Below are 19,059 nucleotides of genomic sequence, written 5' to 3' on the forward strand. Positions count from 1 at the left end.
CATGGGACGCATCGACTACTTCGACGACCCCGCCGCACCCGCGATCAACAGCGTCGTCCCCTCCGTCACCGTCGCCGCCCGCGACGACACCGGCCGGATCTTGCTCATCCACAAGATCGATAACGGGTACTGGGCGCTCCCCGGCGGCGGTCACGACCCCGGCGAGAGCATCATCGACACCGCCGTCCGCGAGGTCCGCGAAGAGACTGGCATCACCGTCCGCATCACCGGTCTGGTCGGCACCTACACGGATCCCCGTCACGTCATGAAGTACAACGACGGCGAGGTCCGCCAACAGTTCTCGCTGTGCTTCCACGCCGTCCCGCTCGAGGAGGCAGACGCACCCCGGCCTGACGGCACTGAGACCAAAGCCGCCTCGTGGATCGAGCCCGACGACGTCCCCGGACTCAGCATCCACCCATCCATGCGGTTGCGGATCGACCACGCGCTCGACGAGCAACGCACCGAGCCCTACCTAGGCTGACCCAGCCGCCAACCGGGCCTCTGTCCGGCGGACCGACTCCGCCAGGATCGGGCCCGCCGTCAGCCACGCCTCATGCACCGGATCGTTGGCTGGATAGCGGTCGAGAATCTCGGAAATCCGCTCGTCATAGGTCAGCCGCTCACCGGAGGGCCCCGTCGTCAGATCCGCGGTCACCAACGCGTCAAGCAGCGGCCCATCTGGGAACGGGAACTCCGCCAGCTCCGCGCCGAGCCCACGCTGTTCGGCCTCGTAACGCGCCCCCGAATGGTGCGCCACGAGACCAACGATGACAGCCGACCAACCCTGATCACGTAGATAGCGGGCCCCATCGAGCGGGTGGAAGCGCGTGTGGCCGATCTCCGGCGAGTACCCGATGTCGTGGAGCCACGCGGCGGCGACGAGACGGTCACCATCCCCACCAGGGACGGCGCCGCTCAGCTCATCAGCGCGGGCGGCGACAGCCTGCACATGCGACCACCGCCGACCCAGCGGCACCACAAGCCGCTCAGCGAGCCGGCGCGCCTCGGGAACTAGGTCAGCAGGCATCAGCGACAGTCGTTCCGAGGTCTGTGAGGGGCCTGTCGTCCCAGGTTTCTCCACGACGCCCGACGCTACAGATTGGACGGCACCCTCGTCGTGTACAGCACCCGCGGCCCCACCCAGGTGTCCCCCGTACGGCTGAGGCCACTCTGGGGGGCACCGCCACGACGCCGCCGGGCAGTCCCCACCGTCGTCAGCCGATGATGAGGCCACCATCTGTGCGGCCCGTGTGGGGGCACGGGAACCACGTATCAATGTCGGTCCGCTCTCCGTGGGGGTCGAGGATGTCCCGCAGCTCTTTCCAGACCTGTTCGGGGATCTCCTCGTCGTGGAGGTCCACGGCCAGGTGCTCGGAAAGCGTGTAGGCCACATCTGACGGGTCGAGGTAGAGCCTGCCGGCCACCTCGTCGAGAGTCCGGGGAGCCGGGATCTTCACGAGTGACTCTGGGAGTCACCAGGCGCGTGCATCTCCGATGCGCTCACGCCTCATCCAGGGGCAGACTGAGCCGGGCCCACGCAGGCACCTTGCTCGGAGTTGTGAGTTCCGGCCTCCGGACCTGGAGCATCTCGGACGCATATCGGACGGCCTGCTCAGCGTCTCTGCGGGTTTTGCCCCTGCCGGACACCCCGACGCCGGGGATCCTCACAACCCACACGTAGCCGTCATCGGTTCTCCGTACCGTTCGCAGCTCCACGCGGTGATCATAAGGCGCCGATGAGGCACCGAACAGCCACGTGACGCTCAGGGCACCGATCGACTACGTGACGTATCTACGTGACGGGAACGATCTGGTATCCGACGCTACAAATATCAGGCTTCAAGATCAAGGATCAGGTCGCACCTAGGCATCGTCATCCAGAGGCCGCCGCGGACGCGGCGTGGCTACAGCGAAGGCATCGACTCCCGCAGGGCGGCAGCGTGATGACGTTCGGGGAAGTCGGTGTCGCGCCAGAGACCGCGGTGCCACCCCATGCCGATTTAAGCCGAGTGGGGGATAGTCACGCTCGCACCGATCAGGTCTCGACGGTGCAGGCGACTCGGGGAGCTGCGCGATGGCCGCAGGGAATGGAGAGCAGCGGCTGCACGATTCGTCCGGCGATTCGGTCTTGGTGTGGGTCCAGGACTTCGACGGTTACACCTTGTCGATCAACGCGGGGCACCGGGCGGTGTTGGGGTGGTCGTTGGACGAGCTGTCGGCGGTGCCGTTCTGGGAGCTGGTGCACCCCGACGACCAGCAGCGGTTGATGGAGGACCGGGAGCGGCTGGTGCTGCGCGGGCCGGGTCGGATGCCCGCCCGGCGGGTGCGGATGCTGCGCCGGGACGGCTCGCACCGCCTCATCGCCTGCGGGATGCGGGCCACGCCGGAGGAGGAACGCATCTACCTCTCCGGTGAGGACGTCACCGACCACCAACCGAACGTTTGCGGAGAGCGGTTCCTCGTCGGGTCCTGGGACTGGGACATCAGCCGGGACTCCGCGACGTGGTCGGAGGGCATGTACGAGATCTATGGGCTCGAGCCGGGGACGGGGCACAACCTGGACATCGCCCTGCAGCGCATTCACGAAGACGACCGAGCGGCCGTGACCGAGGCGATCGGCTGGGCTCTGGCGACCAAGGAGTCCTATGCCGCCAGCCATCGGATCGTGCGGCCGGACGGCGCGGTCCGGTGGCTGTACTCGACGGGCCGGGTCTTCGTCGGGGAGGACGGGGAGCCCGCGCGGATGCGCGGCCTGACCTGGGATGTCACCGACCGCTGGCAGAGCCCGCCCGACGGTTAGCGCCGCGTGCGGGTCCGAACATTGCCGCTGAAGGTTGCTGCGAGCTCCTCGGCGTCCTAGCCCTGCAACGGCACTCACCGGTCTCCTGGGAGAGGATGCACCGTCCACGGCGTTGCTCCTTGACCGTCCGGCTGCACCCTGACCGAGCCCGCTTCCCCCGGGCCCGCGTTACGGCGTACCAAGATCCTCGGGGAAGAATCGCCGTGAACGACGCCGAACGTGAGGCGCTGCTGCTTTGATCTGTCGTCGCCGGGCAGCGGATGGCCGATACCGGTCCAGCGCGTGTCGTCACCCAGAGGCGCCAGCGGGCGCCCTCCCGTGACGTAGCGGAGGGCGCCCGCCGGAGGAACGTGAGTCGCTCAGTGCCTGTTCGCGTCCCGGGCGCCGGTGCTCGCGATCTCGGTCATGTTGGCCCAGGTCTTCTGCTGCAGCTTGATCATGTTTTCGAGCAGCGAGGCGAAGATCTGGACCGGAGTGAACGCCATGGCGAGGCCGGATTCGAGGCCGGCCGCCTTCGACGTCGCCGGCCTGGTCCACTCCGTCGCCTGCTGGGGCTGACGGCCGGGTTCGGGAGCCCAGCCCTGCTGTCCCTGCGGGCCCGGCAGCCCCTGCGGCCCGGGCTTGCCCTGCGGCCCGGGCGGGCCGGCCGGTGCGACCGGACCCGGCTCGCCGCGCTCGCCCTTCTCGCCGCGCTCGCCCTTCTCGCCGCGCTCGCCCTTCTCGCCGGCCGGGCCCGGCTCGCCGCGCGGGCCCGGCTCGCCGCGCTCGCCCTTCTCGCCGCGCTCGCCCTTCTCGCCGGCCGGGCCCGGCTCGCCGCGCGGGCCCGGCTCGCCGGGCTCGCCCTTCTCGCCGGCTGGCCCCTGCTCGCCGCGGGGGCCCTTGTCGCCTTGCTCGCCGCGCGGCCCCGGCTCGCCGTGCTCACCACGGGGCCCGGGCTCACCGGGCTTGCCCGGCTGACCGGGCAGGCCCTGTTCGCCCTGCGGGCCCTGCTCGCCGCGGGGGCCGTGCTCGTCGACCCCCGGGCGGTCGGTGGCGGTGGTGGTGCGTCGGGGTCCCGAGGACGGCTGGTTGGCTGCCTGTGCCATTGCGCTCCTTCGTCGTGAGATCAGGTTCTTCGTCGTGCGATCAGTGCTCGGCAGTGCGCCGAGGCCATCTCGCGTGGGATGTCGGGTGCTGTGCAGTGGGGGGTGCTCGTCGCCGGGTGGCTACGGCACCGGGGAGAACGGGGCGCCCAGCCGCCGATCACCGTGGCGGCTGGGCAGGGATCCCGCTCAGGCGTCGTAGTGGTCGCGGCTGCCGGCCTTGGCCAACCCGCGACTGATCATGTAGCCGATCGTGAGCAGCGTGATGTAGAACCACGCCTTGTCGGCCAAGAATGGGTCGCCCCGGCCGTCGGTCTCGTTGACCAGGTAGGAAGCGACCAACACCCCGGCGACGGCGACGAGGAAGACGACGAACTCGGTCGTCTTGAACGCGGCCTTCGTCTCGGTGGAGCGTCGCGGCGTTTCGGTGGGGCGTCGCGGAGACGCAGTGGCGGTGGCGACGTCGGTCGTTGAAGGCTGTTGGCTCATCGGTACCTCTCTTGCAGTGCTCGTGCCGGATCTCGCCCGCCTACCTCGCCGGGGGAGCGGTAATCCGAGATTCGCAAAATTAGGCCGAGCGTCCACATCACCGCGGGCCGCCCGCAGCACGCCGGCCGCCTATGTGGCCGAGTTCCGCTCCGCGCCCATGGTCAGACTGTGATCAGCGCAATGACCTGCGGCTCCGCTGGCAGTCGCGCCGAGATCACCTGGACCGACGTCGGCACCAAAACGACAGGAGCAATCGACGCTCTGGACCTCGCTGAAGGCTGCGTGGCCGCCTGGCAGACCTTCATCTCTCCTACAACAATATCTGTCACTATCTACCTCTACATGCGCTGGCCTGCGAAAACGGCAGTGACAGAGAGAGTGACAGCGGAGCGGCTGTCACTCTCCCCCGCGGCCGGCGTCCAGCCCCCGTTCCCAATACGTACCCAAATCGCCGATCGGGCCGTCGTCGAAGACGCATCACCGCAGGTCAGAGGCTTGACGAATTCGACCCTCCGCCCGCTCTCCTAAAGCGGAGCGCTCTGCGGTCGCAGGAGCGCCGCCAGTCCCTCTCCCGCCTCCACGACTTCAGGCTCCGGCCTATCCGTGGCCGAGGCGAGCACGGGTGGCGAATAGTTCCTGGTCATCGCCACATCGGCGGCCGCCCTCAAAATCCGCCCAGTGTGAGTTCGAATCTCACCGGGGGCACCGCCTTCAACCCCACACATGTGCCCTTGACCTGGGCAGACACCACTAACCCGTCAGCAGCGGCGTCCGGCCGTCAGCGGCTCTGACCTACCGTCGGGTCACTGCGGCCTATTCGCGGCCTGGCTTGCCGGAGAGGTAGCCCGCGCTCGGCATACGGCATCAACGCTGCCTTGCGCGGCATCGTGACGTCGAGGCTGGACGCTGGGTGGGGAGTGCCCCCCAGCGCTCGGTACGGAGTCGGTCGGCTGAGTCGGCCGCGGCCTGTTGAGAGCGTGAGGAGGTCGACGGTCATGTCGCCCGGGGCTCCGCCGTGGTCGGCTTCTCGCGCGCGGGATCGGGCACGACAAGGACAGGTCGGCGCTGGTGGGCGATCAGGCCGTGGGACACCGATCGCTTCAGGATGCGATCGAAGACCGAGCCGAGGCCTTCCCCACGCGACCCCACGATGATCATCAGCGCGTCCGTTTCCTCGGCCACCGCGGCGAGCAGCTCGACCGGGTCACCGCGCCAGGCGTGATAGCTCCAGCCCAGAGCGCGGTCGGCGAGGGCATCGGCTACCCGCTGTTGCTGGGTGTCGAGGGCGTGCTGGGCCTGGGCCTCCCAGTCCGCGCTGTCGGGGTCGATCGGGTAGTCGGACAGGTCGATCCCGTGCACCACATGCAGATGCGCGCGCAGTCGCCGGGCCAGGTCCGCTGCTACCGGGAGGGCGGCTTCGCTGAAGTCGGAGCGGTCATACCCCAGAACGAGATGAACCTCTGGCGGGGTCGCCGGTTCGGCCGTGCGACGGATCCTGTGCGAGGTGCTTTCGATGGTGTCCGAGGTGTGGTCAGGGGACGGGCCGCTCGCCGGTGGCAGGGTCGGGGGCGGTGGTTCGGTCACGGTGGGTTCTCCCGCCTGCTCAGATTCCGGTGCCGATGACCAGGCCGGCCGTGGCGGCGGCGATCCCGACGAGGACGCTGGCCACCACGTTGGTGACGCCGACGAGGCGGTTGCGGCCTTCGATGAGCCCCACCGTCTCGTAGCTGAAGGTGCTGTAGGTGGTCAGCGCCCCACAGAAGCCGGTCCCCATGATCGCCGAGACCGACGGGCCGGCGGTTGCGGTGACCAGCCCGAGGACGAACGAGCCAACCACGTTGACCACGAACGTGCCCCAGGGGAAGCGGCCTGGGAACATCCGTTGCAGGGCCCGGTCGGTGAGGAAACGCAGTGGCGCTCCGACCGCCGCCCCGGCCGCCACGAACAGCACGCTCACCGCTCCGCCTCGTGGTCGCGCGCGGCCGTGCCCTTCGCGGTGGTGGCACCGTCGGCGGCGGGCCCGCTTGTGGCCCCCCCACGGTGACGCGACCGCGCGGCGGCGGCGAGGGCCCGGGTGAGGGTGGCCCCCACCGCAGCAGCGACGATCGCGATCACCGGCGTGGCGACCAGATAGCCGAGCGCCAGGGGTGTGCGGCCGGCGCGGGCCAGGGTGAGGACGTCGACGGTGTAGGTGGAGAAGGTGGTGTAGCCGCCGAGGAATCCCACACCGAGGAACGGGCGGGCCAGCGGATGCGCCTGGATCAGTTCGGTGATCACCACCATCAGCACGCCGATCGCCACACAGCCGCTGGTGTTGATCAGCAGGGTGGACCAGGGCCACTGCGCGGGGCCATGCGGCAGTGCCGATCCGAGCCCATACCGGGTCTCGGCACCCAGCACGCCGCCCGCAGCGACCGCCGCGACCGAACTGATCAGCCGCGGCTCACGCCACCGCGGCCCCGGGCGGTCGGATTGGAGGTCGGGGTCAACGTTGGAAGCATGCCCCCCGTCTGACCGATCGGACGGCGAGGAGTCGCCGGGGAACTTCATATCGCACCTACCTTGATACGGCGTTCACGTCTGCCCGTGAGCGCGCCCGAGGTCCGCCGCCGATGGTGAGCTCCGCGTGGCCGGCCGAGGGTGGCGGTCATCGTCGTGCCGAGTCCGAGCCGTACTGCCACGGCACCCAGCAGGTCAACAGCACGATCGCGCCCAGTGTGACCGCCGTTGATGCCGAGAGCAGGTCCCCGCCGAGCACCATCAGCAGGCCCAGCACGAACATCACCCTGCCGATCACCACCCCGACATGGGTTCGCGCACGGCGCAGACCTGGTCGGGACAGCTGCTCGGCGAGGCCCGGGTCGTCCTGCGCGAGCTGCTGCCCCAGCGCGGCCAACTCACGACGCTGTCTACGCGTCAGCTTCATCGGGGGGCCCTCCCCACTCCCGGCTTGATCCGAGTGGGCCGTCCTCGCCCGCCGCGGACGCCGCGGCCGGGCACGTTGATGCGTTCCTGCCGACCTCGGGGTTGTGATGGCAGGGACGATGACCACGATGTCGTGCCGAAGGTCGTGGCGGTAGCTCGTCGAGGACACCAGACGGTGCGATGCCGCAGCCGAGAGCGAGCCGACGGCGGAAGAACTTCGATGGCCGGTTCACGACGCACTCCTACCTAGATCAGGTAGGGGCTATCAGCCCGGCGTCGGGCGGTTAAGGGCGAGCTCCATCGCCGCTGACCACTCTAGCCTGACGACGGTGGGCGCCGCGAGGTGCGGCAGTCGCAAATCGAGCGCCTTCTCCGCCCTGCCGACCGCATGGGCGTCGCCCGGCTGCCGGTGGTCGGGCCACCACGCCCACCGGCGGACAAAACCGCCGCCGGCGGCGTGGGCCATCCGTGTGACGGGTCTCCCGGTGAGCAGCACGCAGGTCTAGCCTCCCTGGTCCCATAACCTATGGGTGATGGAACTCGCTCGAACCGCAGCATTGATCGCTGACGGCCCCTAGTCGCTCGCCTGAGCGACTAGGAGGCTGCATGAGCTACCCCATGAGCTACCCCGGGGGCCGAATTCGCATCAACGTCCGGTGCGCAATCCATAGCTGTATGGCTCCGCGTCGGCATAGGGAGAGGTCCAATGCCCGAGGTTGTGTTCCCGCTCGACAACACCAAGAAGTTCACCGAACAGCAGATCGTCGGCCACAACCGGTGGCACCCCGACGTCCCGGCGCAGGTGCAGGTCAAGCCGGGGGACGCCTTCCGAGTGGAATGCCGGGAGTGGTTCGACGGCGCGATCCATAACGACGACTCGGCCGAGGACGTGCTGAACGCCCCGTTGCCCAGCGTGCACGTGCTCAGCGGGCCGCTCGAGGTACAGGGCGCGCAGCCCGGGGACCTGCTGATGGTCGACATCCTCGACGTCGGCCCGGTCCCCCAGGAGGACTCCGGCCCGCTGGCCGGGCAGGGCTGGGGGTACACCGGCATCTTCGCCAAGCAGAACGGAGGCGGGTTCCTCACCGACCAGTTCCCCGACGCCTACAAGGTGATCTGGGACTTCCGCGGCGGTGTGGCGACCTCGCGGCACATCCCCGGGGTGTCCTTCACCGGCATCGTCCACCCCGGCCTGATGGGCACCGCACCCTCGGCGGAGCTGCTGGCGAAGTGGAATGCTCGCGAGCAGGAACTCATCGACACCGACCCGGAGCGCGTGCCGCCGCTGGCCCTGCCACCGCTGCCCGACTCGGCCGTCCTGGGCAACCTGTCCGGGGACGAGTTCGACCGGGTAGCCCGGGAGGCCGCGCGCACCGCCCCGCCCCGGGAGAACGGCGGAAATCAGGACATCAAGAACTTCACGAAGGGGACCCGGGTGTTCTACCCGGTCTTCGTCGACGGCGCGAAGCTGTCGATGGGTGATCTGCACTTCTCCCAGGGCGACGGCGAGATCACGTTCTGCGGGGCGATCGAGATGGGCGGGTTCATCGATCTCGGCGTCGATCTGATCAAGGGCGGGATGGAGACCTATGGCGTCTCCGAGAACGCGATCTTCATGCCGGGCAACACACCCCCGCAGTACAGCGAATGGCTGGCCTTCTCCGGCACGTCGGTGACCCTGGAGGGCAAGCAGCACTATCTCGACGCCCAGCTTTCCTACCAGCGGGCCTGCCTGCATGCTATCGACTACCTGACCAAGTTCGGCTACAGCCCGGAGCAGGCCTACATGATCCTGGGCGCGGCACCGATCGAAGGTCGCCTCTCGGGTGTGGTGGACATCCCGAACTCGTGCTCAACGGTCTACATCCCCACCGCGATCTTCGACTTCGACGTCCGCCCGGGCAAGGCCGGTCCGCACCAGATCGACCCAGGCCAGGGCGTGCCCAAGGCCAGCTTCTGAGGCGACCGGGACAGGCGGGCAAGGCGGACGGACAGCCTTCCCGCCGGACTGATGGACTACCAGCCGGCCACGTCGTTCGCGGCGCGCTGCCGCGCCGACACCTCCGCCCGGTACGCAGCCTCCGCCCGCCGTCCCGCGAGCTCCGCCCGGCCCGCGTCGGTGAGGGGCGCGGCGGCCTCGAGGCGGGCGTGGACGCCTCGGCATAGACCGGCACGTCGGCGCTGCGGTCTCTGGCGCGACGCCGCGACCAAGAGCGACCGGCAAGTGAGGCCTCGGCGTGTCGTCGCAGGTAGAGGCACGGACCCGCGAGCGATCATCGGATTGCTGAAGTCTGATGGTCATCTGGAGGGTCCGTGCCTCTGCTGCCAGCATCTCTGACCGAGCCCTTGTGGGTCGAGTTCGCTGCCCTGATCGGGTCGAGCGAGCGCTCGGAGTTCTCCCGGCCCGTCCCTGGGGGTGGCACCGCCGCCGGATCGGTGACCGGGTCGTGTTCGACCACGTACTCGCCGCACCGGTGCACGGCAGCGGCTACGAACGCATCGCCACACCAGGCTGCTCGGACCGCACCATCCGACGGCGCCTGGTCGAGTGGGCCGAGGCCGGTGTGGGTCAGGAGCTGCTGCGGATCGGGCTCGACGCCTACGACCGGATGATCGGCCTGGCCCCGGAGGACCTGTCCGTCGACGAGTCGATCACGAAGTCCCCGCGCGGTGGTGAGGTGTCCGGGCGCAGCCCGGTTGACCGGGGCGAAAAGGCACCAAACGGTCCGTGGCCTGTGACGGGACGGGAACGGGCTGCACCTGGTCGCCGCCCGCGCGAACGATCACGACTCGCCGCTGCTCGAGCCGACCCTGGCCGGGATCTGCGACATGGTCGGCCCAGTGCCTGAGCGGCCGTGCCTGCACCTGGACCGCGGCTATGACTCCCGCAAGACCCGCGACCTGCTCGACATGCCGTTGCAGTACTCGGCCAGGTGCCCAGCGCCACGCCCACCACCGACAGGCTGAGCCCGACGGGACAGGGTCGGGTGCCCGGCCTTGTTCTGGCAGGACCAGGCCCGGTCCGTAATGCACGACGATCCTGGTGTGATGGCTCCGCGAGCCGAGCGGGCCATGGCTGCCCGGCGTGGGCATTCTCGCTCGCCGCCATCGTCACGCCGTGCTGACCGGACATGGCTGGAGGTTGATGTGAGCACGACCGTACCGAGGCGGCCCAGCACGGTCCCGTTCCCGTATCCAGTCCGGCGGGCGGCCAAGGGGTCCCGGCTGCTGAAGATGATCGGGACTACCGACCCGAAACAGATCGGCATCTTGTATCTGGTCACCGCGGTCGGGTTCTTCATGGCCGGCGGGCTGATGGCGCTGCTGATGCGGGCCGAGCTGGCACGTCCGGGGCAGCAGTTCCTGTCCGCCGAGCAGTACAACCAGCTGTTCACCATGCATGGCACGATCATGCTGCTGCTCTACGCGACGCCGATCCTGTTCGGCTTCGCCAACTACATCGTGCCGCTGCAGATCGGCGCCCCCGACGTGGCGTTCCCCCGGCTCAACGCGCTGTCCTACTGGCTGTTCCTGTTCGGCGGGCTGATCGTGCTCGCCGGGTTCGTCACCGCCGGTGGGGCACCGGACTTCGGCTGGACCGCCTACATCCCGCTGTCCGGCCCGATCCGCCAGCCAGGTCCCGGCGGCGACCTATGGTTCATGGGGTTGGCGATCGCCGGGCTGGGCACCATCCTGGGCGCGGTCAACTTCATCACCACGATCGTCTGCCTGCGCGCCCCGGGGATGGTCATGTTCCGGATGCCGATCTTCTGCTGGAACATCTTCGTCACCGGGATCCTGATCCTGATCGCGTTCCCGGTACTCACCGCCGCACTGCTGGTGAACGAGGTTGACCGGCACCTGGGCGCGCACGCGTTCGATCCGGCCAACGGCGGGGCGATCCTGTGGCAGCACCTGTTCTGGTTCTTCGGCCACCCCGAGGTCTACATCGTCGCGCTACCGTTCTTCGGCATCGTCACCGAGATCATCCCGGTGTTCAGCCGCAAACCCCTGTTCGGCTACAAGGGCATGGTGTTTGCCACGATCGCGATCGGATTCCTCTCCGCCGCGGTGTGGGCGCACCACATGTTCGCCACCGGCGCGGTCCTGCTGGCGTTCTTCTCCTTCACCACGTTCCTCATCGCGATCCCGACGGGCGTCAAGTTCGTCAACTGGATCGGCACCATGTGGCGCGGCAAGCTCACGTTCGAGACGCCGATGCTGTTCTCGGTCGGCTTCCTGGCCACGTTCCTGCTCGGCGGCCTGACCGGGGTGCTTCTAGCTTCCCCACCACTGGACTTCCACGTCACCGACACCTACTTCGTGGTCGCGCACTTCCACTACGTGCTCTTCGGCACGATCGTGTTCGCGACCTACGCCGGCATCTACTTCTGGTTCCCGAAGATGACCGGCCGGATGCTCGACGAGACCCTCGGCAAGATTCACTTCTGGACCACGTTCATCGGGTTCCACCTGACGTTCCTGGTGCAGCACTGGCTGGGCAACGAGGGCATGCCGCGCCGCTACGTAGACTACCTGCCCACCGACGGGTTCACCACGCTGAACATGATCTCCTCGATCGGCGCGTTCCTGCTCGGCGCGTCGATCCTGCCGTTCATCTGGAACGTGTTCAAGAGCTACCGCTACGGCCGGGTGGTCACCGTGGACGACCCGTGGGGTTACGGCAACTCCCTGGAGTGGGCCACCTCGTGTCCGCCGCCGCGGCACAACTTCACCGAGCTGCCCCGGATCCGCTCCGAGCGCCCTGCGTTCGAACTGCACTACCCGCACTACGTCGAACGGATGCGCGCCGAGGCCCACGTTGGCCACGCCCCGGCGCCCTCCGAGATCGCCGCCCACCACGTCGGCCGGGAGGAGATGCCCGACGACGACCCGCGCTCCCGGTGACCGCGCCCGCCGCCCCACCCGAGCACCCCGGCGCGGCCGCCCTCGGGTGCTGTCGGGTGCGCATCCGGCCCGGCCAGACGAGCAACGAAACTCCAGCCCCGATGCACGCTGTCAGCCGCATCGCACGGGCGTGCTGATCACCGGCGCGACCAGGCTCACCCGAAGCGCTGCAGGCACACTGTGGGCGGTGCCCCGGAATCCGGGGTTGCCGTGCGGGAGGAGCGTCCATCATGGTCACCGTTGTCGCGGTCGCGAGCTCACCCCTCCCGCCGCTGTCCGTGATGCGCACGTTGACCGCGTGGCGGTTCGCGCCGGGCGTCGTCGCCGTGGCCGGCGGCCTGCTCGGTGGCTACGGCGCGGGGGTCCGGCGCTGGCAGGCGAGTGGGAAAGGGCCGTGGCCGCGGTCGAGGACCTGGTGCTTCGGGCTCGGTGTGCTGGTTCTGCTGCTGGTCGGCTGTTCCTTCGTGGGGGTCTACGACGACATGCTGTTCTGGGTCCGCGCGGTGCAGAACATCGTGTTGTTGATGGTCGTCCCGATGTTTCTGGCGGTGGGTGCACCGCTCACGCTGTTGGCCTCCGCGGTGTCGCCATCGGTGCGGACGCGGCTGTCGCGGGTTCTGCACTCCCGTCCGGCGGTGTTGGTGACGTTGCCGCTGGTGGTCACGGTCGTGCTGGTCGTGCCCATCCTGGTGCTGTACACGTGCCCGATCTACGAGGCCACGTTGCGTGACCCGGTGGTGTCCGGGGTGGCGGGGACCGCGCTCGTGGTGGCGGGTTTCGTCTATTTCTGGACGCGGTTCCGGATCGATCCGACCCCGCGGCCGGGATCGCACCTGGTGACGCTGGCGATCACGATCGTCGAGGTCGTCGGGGACGCCGTACTGGGGGTCGTCGTATGGCTGGGCCCGCTGATCGCTGCGGGCTTCTACACCGCTCTGAACCGCCAGTGGGGGCCCGATCTACGGACCGACCAGCTGCTCGGGGCCGGGGTGCTGTGGGTCGGTGGTGACGTCGTCGGGCTGCCGTTCATCGGCATCGTCCTGGCGCGGATGGTGCGTGAGGACGAGGAACACGCCCGCATCGTCGACGCCGTGCTCGACCGCGGAGACGCCGGTTCCGCCGGGGCAGAGGAAGTGCCGGGCGCCGGTGCGGCAGCGGAGCCTGGTTCAGCGGCCGGGCGATTGTGGTGGGAGGACGACCCGCAGCTCGCCGATCGCTTCCGGCATCCGCGCTGACCCGCGAACGACGCCGGTGGGCTTCGAAGGACGGCCCCATACCGCTGATGGCGAGGCGGCGTCATCAGCCGGCTCAACGATGAGGGCGGTCGGTCGGATGCAACACCAGCGCGGTGGCCACCGGCTCCGACAACTCCTCCCCGGGGTTCGGTACGGCCGCGTCTTGGGGCAGCTCAGCCCTGCTTCATGGGCTGCAGCCTTGTTCGTTTCCAACGCGACTCGATCGACGGCGCCGGTCAGCAGCTGCTCGGCATAGTCCACTTCGGCAGGAACTACGACAACGCGTTCTACGACGGCGCCGGGCACATGTTCTTCGGCGACGGCGACGGCCGCATCCTGACCCGGACCACCGCTGGCATTGATGTGATCGCGCACGAGCTCACCCACGGGGTGACGCAGAACACCGCGAACCTCGTGTACTCCGGGCAATCGGGGGCACTCAACGAGTCGGTCTCTGACTGCTTCGGGATCATGGCCAAGCAGATGGAGCTCGGCCAGAGCGCGACGCAGTCGGACTGGTTGATCGGCGCGGACATCGTTGGTGATCTGCTCAAGCCCGCCTTGCGTTCGATGAAGGCTCCGGGCACGGCACATATGGGCGACGACCAGCCAGCGGACATGGACAGCTATGTGCCCTCCGGCGACGGGCACACCAACTCCGGCATTCCCAACCGAGCTTTCTACCTGGTGGCCTCGTCACTCGGGGGCAACTCGTGAGATGCCGCGTGGCCCTATGGCGTGGGTCGCGTGTCTTACAGGATCCGATCTGTGCCGCACTACGCGGGTGAGCTCGACGCATTGCCCTGGGGACGCACGGTGCCGCCCGCGGTCCGTCCTGATCAGTTCTACTACGAGGTGACCATCGAGCAGGATGGGGCGCGTCGCTCCGCTGTTCTGTCTGACGATGAGGTTCCGCCCGCTCTGCGACCCCTCCTCGAGCGACTCCCGGAGGTCGGTGAGATCCCGCCGCCCTCCGGTTGAACGGTCTGATTCGCGGCGCGGGCATTCGGCTCCATCAATCGCTCGCGGTGCTGATCACGTTCACGGATACCGCGGCTGGCTGCTCGTCGGGGCGGCCGTACAGATCCAGGATCCAGGATGCGGTCATAGCCCGTCTGGTGCGCCGGCCGGTAGAAATCATCCGGCCGCAGGACTCGACCACATCAGCCATCGCGTCCTTGCTCAGCAACTGGCGTGAATGAGGACACCTTCTCGGACAGCGCGCTGCACGTGGGGCCCCTCCCCCAACAAATCCAGACCGATGAGGATCGTCCGGATGCCGAACAGGCGGAAGGCGTCAATCGCCGCCGGGCTCGGCTCCCGGTCTGGATCGAACCTCTGGATGAATAACTGTGTCGCGAACAGGCCGATACTCCCGTTCCCCACGGTTCGACGCAGGCTCCCGCTGCCACGCTCGGCGTCTGCCGTTGGCCGATCGGCTCCGAGACCAGTGAGGTCAGCAGCGACAGCAGGACCGCCATCCCCGCCGTCGACAGCGCCGACGCCCATAGGGCGCTCAACAGCCCGTTTCTTGTGAACAAGGATCGGGCGAAACACCAGAGTTCCCGACGGAGCCCACCCCCGAGACGTGAGTGCGTTCCCCCGGTCTTCAGGTAGGCGGACAGCACCACCGGCCACCAGCCCCGGGCCGTACGTACAATTGCGCATTTTCCCATTCGGCCCGGCCCGGCCAGGATCGGGCAGGGTTCCTCTCATACCGGGTGCGGGGGTGTCATGGCGGCCGTGAAGCGCACCATCCAGACCGCGATCGTCCTGCAGGGGGGCGGCGCGTTGGGCGCCTACGAGTACGGCGTCCTCAAGGCCCTCTATGAGCAGCGACCCGGCTTCCGCCCGGTAGCGGTGGCGGGGATCTCCATCGGCGCAATCACCGCAGCGGTGCTCGGGGGCGCGAAGGGCAACCCGCTAGACGCCCTGGACACGCTCTGGCGGAAGAAGCTCACCGTGCCACCGGTGCCCGCACCCTGGCTCCCGTCTCCGATCGCGCAACGGCTCGCCGCCCTCGGCAACCCCGGCATGTACAAGCTGCGGCCCGGGCTGTTCACGCCGGCGCCGTGGCTGCTCACGAGCATCTACGACACCGCGCCCTTGCGCCGCACACTCGCCGACCTCGTGGATCCGGCACGCCTGAACGACGACGCGACACGCGTGATCGTCGGAGCGATCAACGTGGGCACGGGCGAAATGGAGTACTTCGACCGGGACCAGCCAGGCGGCCTCACCTTCGAGCACGTGGCCGCCAGCGGCAGCCTGCCCCCGGGTTTTCCGATGACGTGCATCAACGGCAACCACTACTGGGACGGCGGCCTGTTCTCCAACACGCCGCTAAGCCCGGCGATCGACGTCCTGGAGGAGGCGGCAGGCGGTGACCGCTCCGTCGAGCGGGAGTCGTCGTCGTCGAGCTGTTTCCGATGAAGGCACCGATCCCGCACACCTTCCCCGAGGTGCTGCAGCGGATGCTGCAGCTGCAGTACACAAGCCGCCTGACCCTTGACAGCGACTTCTTCGACCAGATGAGCCACGTCGTCGACCTCATCGCGCAGGTCGAGGACGAGCTCCCAACCGACAGCACCATCCACACCGACCCGCTGTTCACCAAGCTCCGCGACCACCGCAAGATCAACCACCTCAACGTGGTGACCTCCAGCCTGCCCCGCCGCCTGTCCGATGCCACGGACTTCTCCCCCTCGTCGATCCAAAAGCGAATCGAGGCCGGATACCAGGACGCGATCGAGCAGGGAATCGGCGATGTGGACGCCCCAGGGCTCCGCTCCGGGGTCACCTCGGCCGCGGCCGAGCGGGTCGGCGGTCCCGCCTGACTCCGGGCCCAGCCCCCGCCCAGTCCCCTGAGGCGTCGGCGAAGCGACATCCGACAACAACGATGCGTCTTCCACCACCGGGTCCAACACTTCTCGATCCCACTCGAAGACCGCGTTCGCGAGCTCGACGCGGGTGCGCCGGCGCTGCCGGTCGAGCAGCTCGGTCCGCATCCGTCCCCAGAACGCCTCGGCATCGGCGTTGTCGTCCGGCTCGCCGACGCTGCCCGACGATGGCAGCAGTGTCCGGTGTCAGGGGTCGAGCTCGTAGACCATGACGGGGCTGGCCAGCGGATGAGCCGGACGGTGGTCTTCCCGGGCGGCCTCGGCGCGGCGGTCCGCGATCAGCTCGTCGACCACCGAGCCCTCCCCGGTCCAGGACTCGGCGATCTCGCGGCGGATCCGCTGGGCGAGTTGCTCCCGGGTCTCGATCACGACCCGGCCGTCCTCGACGTAGACCACCATCGGGTGATCTTCACCGATGATCTCCGGAGTCGAGGCGCCCCCTCCTCAGCCGAAACGACCCCTCCGCCCGCCGCGGACTTCGATCAGTCCTGCGACTTGGTTGCGATAGCTAACGAGATGGTCCTACGGTCGAGATGTCACAGGCAGGTGGCCGCTTGTTGCCGGTGCGTAACCGGGCGACAAGGAGGAGGCAGGCGCTATGTGTGGCATTGCAGGACAGTGCGACTTCCGGGGGGACCTCGAGCGCGAGCGGACTCGCGTGCAGCCGATGGTCGACACCATGGCCTGCCGGGGCCCGGACGACCAGGGGCTGTGGACGAGCCGGCACGCCGCGCTCGGTCACCGCCGGCTCGCGATCATCGACGTGCCCGGCGGACGGCAGCCGATGACCGTCACGGAGAACGGCGAGACGCTGGCGACGATCGTCTACAGCGGCGAGGTCTACAACTTCACCGAACTGCGCGCCGAGCTGCAGGGGCGCGGCCACACGTTCCGGACCGACAGTGACACCGAGGTCGTGCTGCACGGCTACCTCGAGTGGGGCGAGGACGTCGTCGATCGCCTCAACGGGATGTTCGCGTTCGCGCTGTGGGATGCCCGGCGCGAGGAGCTGTTCCTGGTCCGGGACCGCATGGGCGTCAAGCCGCTGTACTACTACCCGACCCCCGACGGCGTGCTGTTCGGCTCCGAGCCCAAGGCGATCCTCGCCCATCCGTCGGCGCCGGCCGCACTCGACACCGACGGCCTGCGCGAACTGCTCGCCCACGTGAAGACCCCTGGCCACGGGATCTACAAGGGCATGCACGAGGTCCGCCCGGGCTCGCTGGTCCGGGTGAACCGCGACGGCCTCACCATCCGGCGCTATTGGCAGCTGGAGGCCCTCGAGCACACCGACGACCGGGACACCACTGTGGCTCACGTCCGTGAGCTGCTCGACGACATCGTCGCCCGCCAGCTGATCTCCGATGTGCCGCTGTGCTCGCTGCTCTCGGGGGGCCTGGACTCCAGCGCCGTGACCGCGCTGGCCGCGCAGAAGCTCGCCGCGGCCGGCGCCGGGCCGGTGCGCTCGTTCTCGGTCGGGTTCGTCGGCTACGAGGAGAACTTCAGCGCCGACCCGATGCGTGACACCCCCGACGGCCCGTACGTCCGTGAGCTCGCCGAACACGTCGGCGCGAACCACAGCGACATCACCCTGTCCAACGACGACCTGATGGACCCGGACGCCCGGGCCGCGGTGCTGCGGGCCCGGGACCTGCCGGTGAGCATCGGGGACATGGACACCTCGCTGTATCTGCTGTTCAAGGCGATTCGGGGTCGCTCGACGGTGGCCCTGTCGGGTGAGTCGGCCGACGAGGTCTTCGGCGGGTACCGCTGGTTCCACGACGCGGCGGCGGTCAACGCCGACACCTTCCCGTGGATGGCGGTGCCGGGTCGCAGCCCGCTCGACGAGAGCGGCAGCCTGTTCGAGCCGGGCCTGCTGCAGAAGCTGGACCTGCCCGGCTACCGCGACGCCTCCTACCGCGACGCTCTCGCGGAGGTGCCGCACGTCGACGGTGTCTCGGCGCAGGAGCGCCGGATGCGGGAGGTCTGCTACCTGCACCTCACCCGGTTCGTGCAGATACTGCTCGACCGCAAGGACCGGATGAGCATGGCCAGCGGCCTCGAGGTCCGGGTGCCGTTCTGCGACCACCGCCTGGTCCAGTACGTGTTCAACACCCCGTGGGCGCTCAAGACGTTCGACGGCCGGGAGAAGAGCCTGCTGCGGGCCGCGGCCCGCGATGTGCTGCCGAAGTCGATCCTCGAGCGGGTCAAGAGCCCGTACCCGTCCACTCAGGACCCCGGCTACGAGCAGATGCTGCGCGACCAGCTCGCCAAGCTGCTGGTAGCCGAGGACTCGCCGGTCCTGCCGCTCATCAACCGGGACGCCGCACGGGCGCTGACCGAGCAGGAGGTCGGCTCCCGGAGCCTCGAGTCGGCCCGCGCGAGGATCGAGAACGTGCTCCAGCTCGACGCCTGGCTGCGCCGCTACCAGCCGACACTGGACATCGCCGCCTGAACCGAGCGGGTGCTGCTCCGGGATCCCGCCGAGGATCCCGGAGTGGTCCCGCTCAGTCCTCGCTCAGCGAGAGCGCTTGACTGGGGCAGATGTGGACGGCTTGCCGCACGTGTTCCAGGGCGTCCCCACTCACCTGTTCGGTGCGCAGCACGACCGTGCCTTCGTCCTCGTCCTGGTCGAAGATCTCGGGCTCGGCGAGCACGCACTGCCCGGCACCCACGCAACGCCCGGTGTCCGCCACGATTCGCACGACTGCACCTCC

22 protein-coding genes, 1 pseudogene and 1 riboswitch are annotated in these 19,059 nt (G+C 68.8%); of the genes and pseudogenes, 11 read left to right on the forward strand and 12 right to left on the reverse strand.

Annotated elements, in window-relative coordinates; translation table 11 throughout:
* The first annotated feature begins 1 nt into the window (after position 1).
* The gene (locus WBK50_RS18425) at positions 2-484 is read left to right on the forward strand and encodes an NUDIX hydrolase (protein ID WP_341336797.1); all 483 of its coding nucleotides are present in this window, start codon (positions 2-4) and stop codon (positions 482-484) included.
* Here the strand turns inward: WBK50_RS18425 and WBK50_RS18430 are convergent.
* Together WBK50_RS18430 and WBK50_RS18435 are read right to left on the reverse strand one after the other, a co-directional pair.
* The gene (locus tag WBK50_RS18430) at positions 476-952 is read right to left on the reverse strand and encodes an HD domain-containing protein (protein WP_341336798.1); all 477 of its coding nucleotides are present in this window, start codon (positions 950-952) and stop codon (positions 476-478) included. The two genes, WBK50_RS18425 and WBK50_RS18430, sit on opposite strands and share 9 nt — an antisense overlap.
* Positions 953-1,217: 265 nt before the next feature.
* A complete protein-coding gene (locus WBK50_RS18435; RefSeq protein WP_341336799.1) occupies positions 1,218-1,427 on the reverse strand; it encodes a hypothetical protein in 210 nt (69 codons plus the stop codon).
* A gap of 650 nt (positions 1,428-2,077) precedes the next feature.
* On the opposite strand from WBK50_RS18435, the gene WBK50_RS18440 reads away from it, so the two are divergent.
* Positions 2,078-2,803 carry a PAS domain-containing protein gene (locus WBK50_RS18440; RefSeq protein ID WP_341336800.1) on the forward strand — a complete coding sequence of 242 codons (726 nt, stop codon included), beginning with the start codon at positions 2,078-2,080 and terminating at the stop codon, positions 2,801-2,803.
* Positions 2,804-3,162: 359 nt separating this feature from the next.
* Here WBK50_RS18440 and WBK50_RS18445 read toward each other — a convergent pair whose 3' ends face one another.
* The 6 genes from WBK50_RS18445 to WBK50_RS18470 form a co-directional block, all read right to left on the reverse strand.
* On the reverse strand, positions 3,163-3,888 hold the full coding sequence (locus tag WBK50_RS18445) for a hypothetical protein (protein ID WP_341336801.1): 726 nt from the start codon (positions 3,886-3,888) through the stop codon (positions 3,163-3,165).
* A 186-nt stretch (positions 3,889-4,074) separates the two neighbouring features.
* Positions 4,075-4,374 (reverse strand): hypothetical protein, encoded by a 300-nt coding sequence (locus WBK50_RS18450; RefSeq protein WP_341336802.1) that lies wholly within the window; start codon positions 4,372-4,374, stop codon positions 4,075-4,077.
* A 993-nt stretch (positions 4,375-5,367) separates the two neighbouring features.
* Positions 5,368-5,958 (reverse strand): universal stress protein, encoded by a 591-nt coding sequence (locus tag WBK50_RS18455; protein ID WP_341336803.1) that lies wholly within the window; start codon positions 5,956-5,958, stop codon positions 5,368-5,370.
* Between the two features lie 19 nt (positions 5,959-5,977).
* On the reverse strand, positions 5,978-6,331 hold the full coding sequence (locus tag WBK50_RS18460) for a fluoride efflux transporter FluC (RefSeq protein ID WP_341336804.1): 354 nt from the start codon (positions 6,329-6,331) through the stop codon (positions 5,978-5,980).
* Positions 6,328-6,924: a fluoride efflux transporter FluC gene (locus tag WBK50_RS18465; RefSeq protein ID WP_341336805.1), complete on the reverse strand. Its 597-nt coding sequence runs from the start codon at positions 6,922-6,924 to the stop codon at positions 6,328-6,330. Before WBK50_RS18465 ends, WBK50_RS18460 begins: the two co-directional genes overlap by 4 nt.
* 97 nt (positions 6,925-7,021) lie before the next feature.
* Positions 7,022-7,300 carry a DUF3040 domain-containing protein gene (locus tag WBK50_RS18470; RefSeq protein WP_341336806.1) on the reverse strand — a complete coding sequence of 93 codons (279 nt, stop codon included), beginning with the start codon at positions 7,298-7,300 and terminating at the stop codon, positions 7,022-7,024.
* A 248-nt stretch (positions 7,301-7,548) separates the two neighbouring features.
* Positions 7,549-7,613: riboswitch (Fluoride riboswitch) on the reverse strand.
* Between the two features lie 392 nt (positions 7,614-8,005).
* On the opposite strand from WBK50_RS18470, the gene fmdA reads away from it, so the two are divergent.
* The 6 genes and pseudogenes from fmdA (at position 8,006) to WBK50_RS35185 (ending at position 14,423) form a co-directional block, all read left to right on the forward strand.
* Complete coding sequence (gene fmdA / locus WBK50_RS18475) at positions 8,006-9,259, forward strand: formamidase (protein ID WP_341336807.1); 1,254 nt, start codon at positions 8,006-8,008, stop codon at positions 9,257-9,259.
* Positions 9,260-9,612: 353 nt separating this feature from the next.
* A pseudogene (locus WBK50_RS18480) lies at positions 9,613-10,263 on the forward strand (transposase); the annotation flags it as partial.
* 183 nt (positions 10,264-10,446) lie between these two features.
* Entirely contained in the window at positions 10,447-12,207 is a 1,761-nt protein-coding gene (ctaD, locus tag WBK50_RS18485) for an aa3-type cytochrome oxidase subunit I (RefSeq protein ID WP_445942276.1), read from the forward strand.
* 230 nt (positions 12,208-12,437) lie between these two features.
* Positions 12,438-13,442 carry a cytochrome c oxidase assembly protein gene (locus WBK50_RS18490; protein ID WP_341336808.1) on the forward strand — a complete coding sequence of 335 codons (1,005 nt, stop codon included), beginning with the start codon at positions 12,438-12,440 and terminating at the stop codon, positions 13,440-13,442.
* A 186-nt stretch (positions 13,443-13,628) separates the two neighbouring features.
* Positions 13,629-14,159, forward strand: coding sequence for a M4 family metallopeptidase (locus WBK50_RS18495; RefSeq protein WP_341336809.1), 531 nt, complete (start codon positions 13,629-13,631; stop codon positions 14,157-14,159).
* A 51-nt stretch (positions 14,160-14,210) separates the two neighbouring features.
* Positions 14,211-14,423: a protealysin inhibitor emfourin gene (locus WBK50_RS35185; protein ID WP_445942277.1), complete on the forward strand. Its 213-nt coding sequence runs from the start codon at positions 14,211-14,213 to the stop codon at positions 14,421-14,423.
* A gap of 34 nt (positions 14,424-14,457) precedes the next feature.
* Here the strand turns inward: WBK50_RS35185 and WBK50_RS18500 are convergent, their stop codons facing one another.
* Entirely contained in the window at positions 14,458-14,631 is a 174-nt protein-coding gene (locus WBK50_RS18500; protein ID WP_341336810.1) for a hypothetical protein, read from the reverse strand.
* Complete coding sequence (locus WBK50_RS35190; protein ID WP_445942278.1) at positions 14,606-15,118, reverse strand: holin; 513 nt, start codon at positions 15,116-15,118, stop codon at positions 14,606-14,608. Before WBK50_RS35190 ends, WBK50_RS18500 begins: the two co-directional genes overlap by 26 nt.
* A gap of 67 nt (positions 15,119-15,185) precedes the next feature.
* On the opposite strand from WBK50_RS35190, the gene WBK50_RS18505 reads away from it, so the two are divergent.
* Positions 15,186-15,875: a patatin-like phospholipase family protein gene (locus WBK50_RS18505; protein ID WP_341336811.1), complete on the forward strand. Its 690-nt coding sequence runs from the start codon at positions 15,186-15,188 to the stop codon at positions 15,873-15,875.
* Positions 15,872-16,279 carry a DUF3734 domain-containing protein gene (locus WBK50_RS18510; RefSeq protein WP_341336812.1) on the forward strand — a complete coding sequence of 136 codons (408 nt, stop codon included), beginning with the start codon at positions 15,872-15,874 and terminating at the stop codon, positions 16,277-16,279. The genes WBK50_RS18505 and WBK50_RS18510 overlap by 4 nt, the downstream gene beginning before the upstream one ends.
* A 249-nt stretch (positions 16,280-16,528) precedes the next feature.
* Here the strand turns inward: WBK50_RS18510 and WBK50_RS18515 are convergent, their stop codons facing one another.
* The gene (locus WBK50_RS18515; RefSeq protein ID WP_341336813.1) at positions 16,529-16,741 is read right to left on the reverse strand and encodes a hypothetical protein; all 213 of its coding nucleotides are present in this window, start codon (positions 16,739-16,741) and stop codon (positions 16,529-16,531) included.
* Positions 16,742-16,940: 199 nt separating this feature from the next.
* On the opposite strand from WBK50_RS18515, the gene asnB reads away from it, so the two are divergent.
* The gene (asnB, locus tag WBK50_RS18520; protein ID WP_341336814.1) at positions 16,941-18,797 is read left to right on the forward strand and encodes an asparagine synthase (glutamine-hydrolyzing); all 1,857 of its coding nucleotides are present in this window, start codon (positions 16,941-16,943) and stop codon (positions 18,795-18,797) included.
* A gap of 52 nt (positions 18,798-18,849) precedes the next feature.
* On the opposite strand, the gene WBK50_RS18525 is transcribed toward asnB, so the two are convergent.
* On the reverse strand, positions 18,850-19,047 hold the full coding sequence (locus WBK50_RS18525) for a ferredoxin (RefSeq protein ID WP_341336815.1): 198 nt from the start codon (positions 19,045-19,047) through the stop codon (positions 18,850-18,852).
* Positions 19,048-19,059 lie beyond the last annotated feature (12 nt).

Origin of the sequence: Pseudonocardia sp. T1-2H, from assembly GCF_038039215.1 — a bacterium.
Lineage (GTDB): Bacteria > Actinomycetota > Actinomycetes > Mycobacteriales > Pseudonocardiaceae > Pseudonocardia.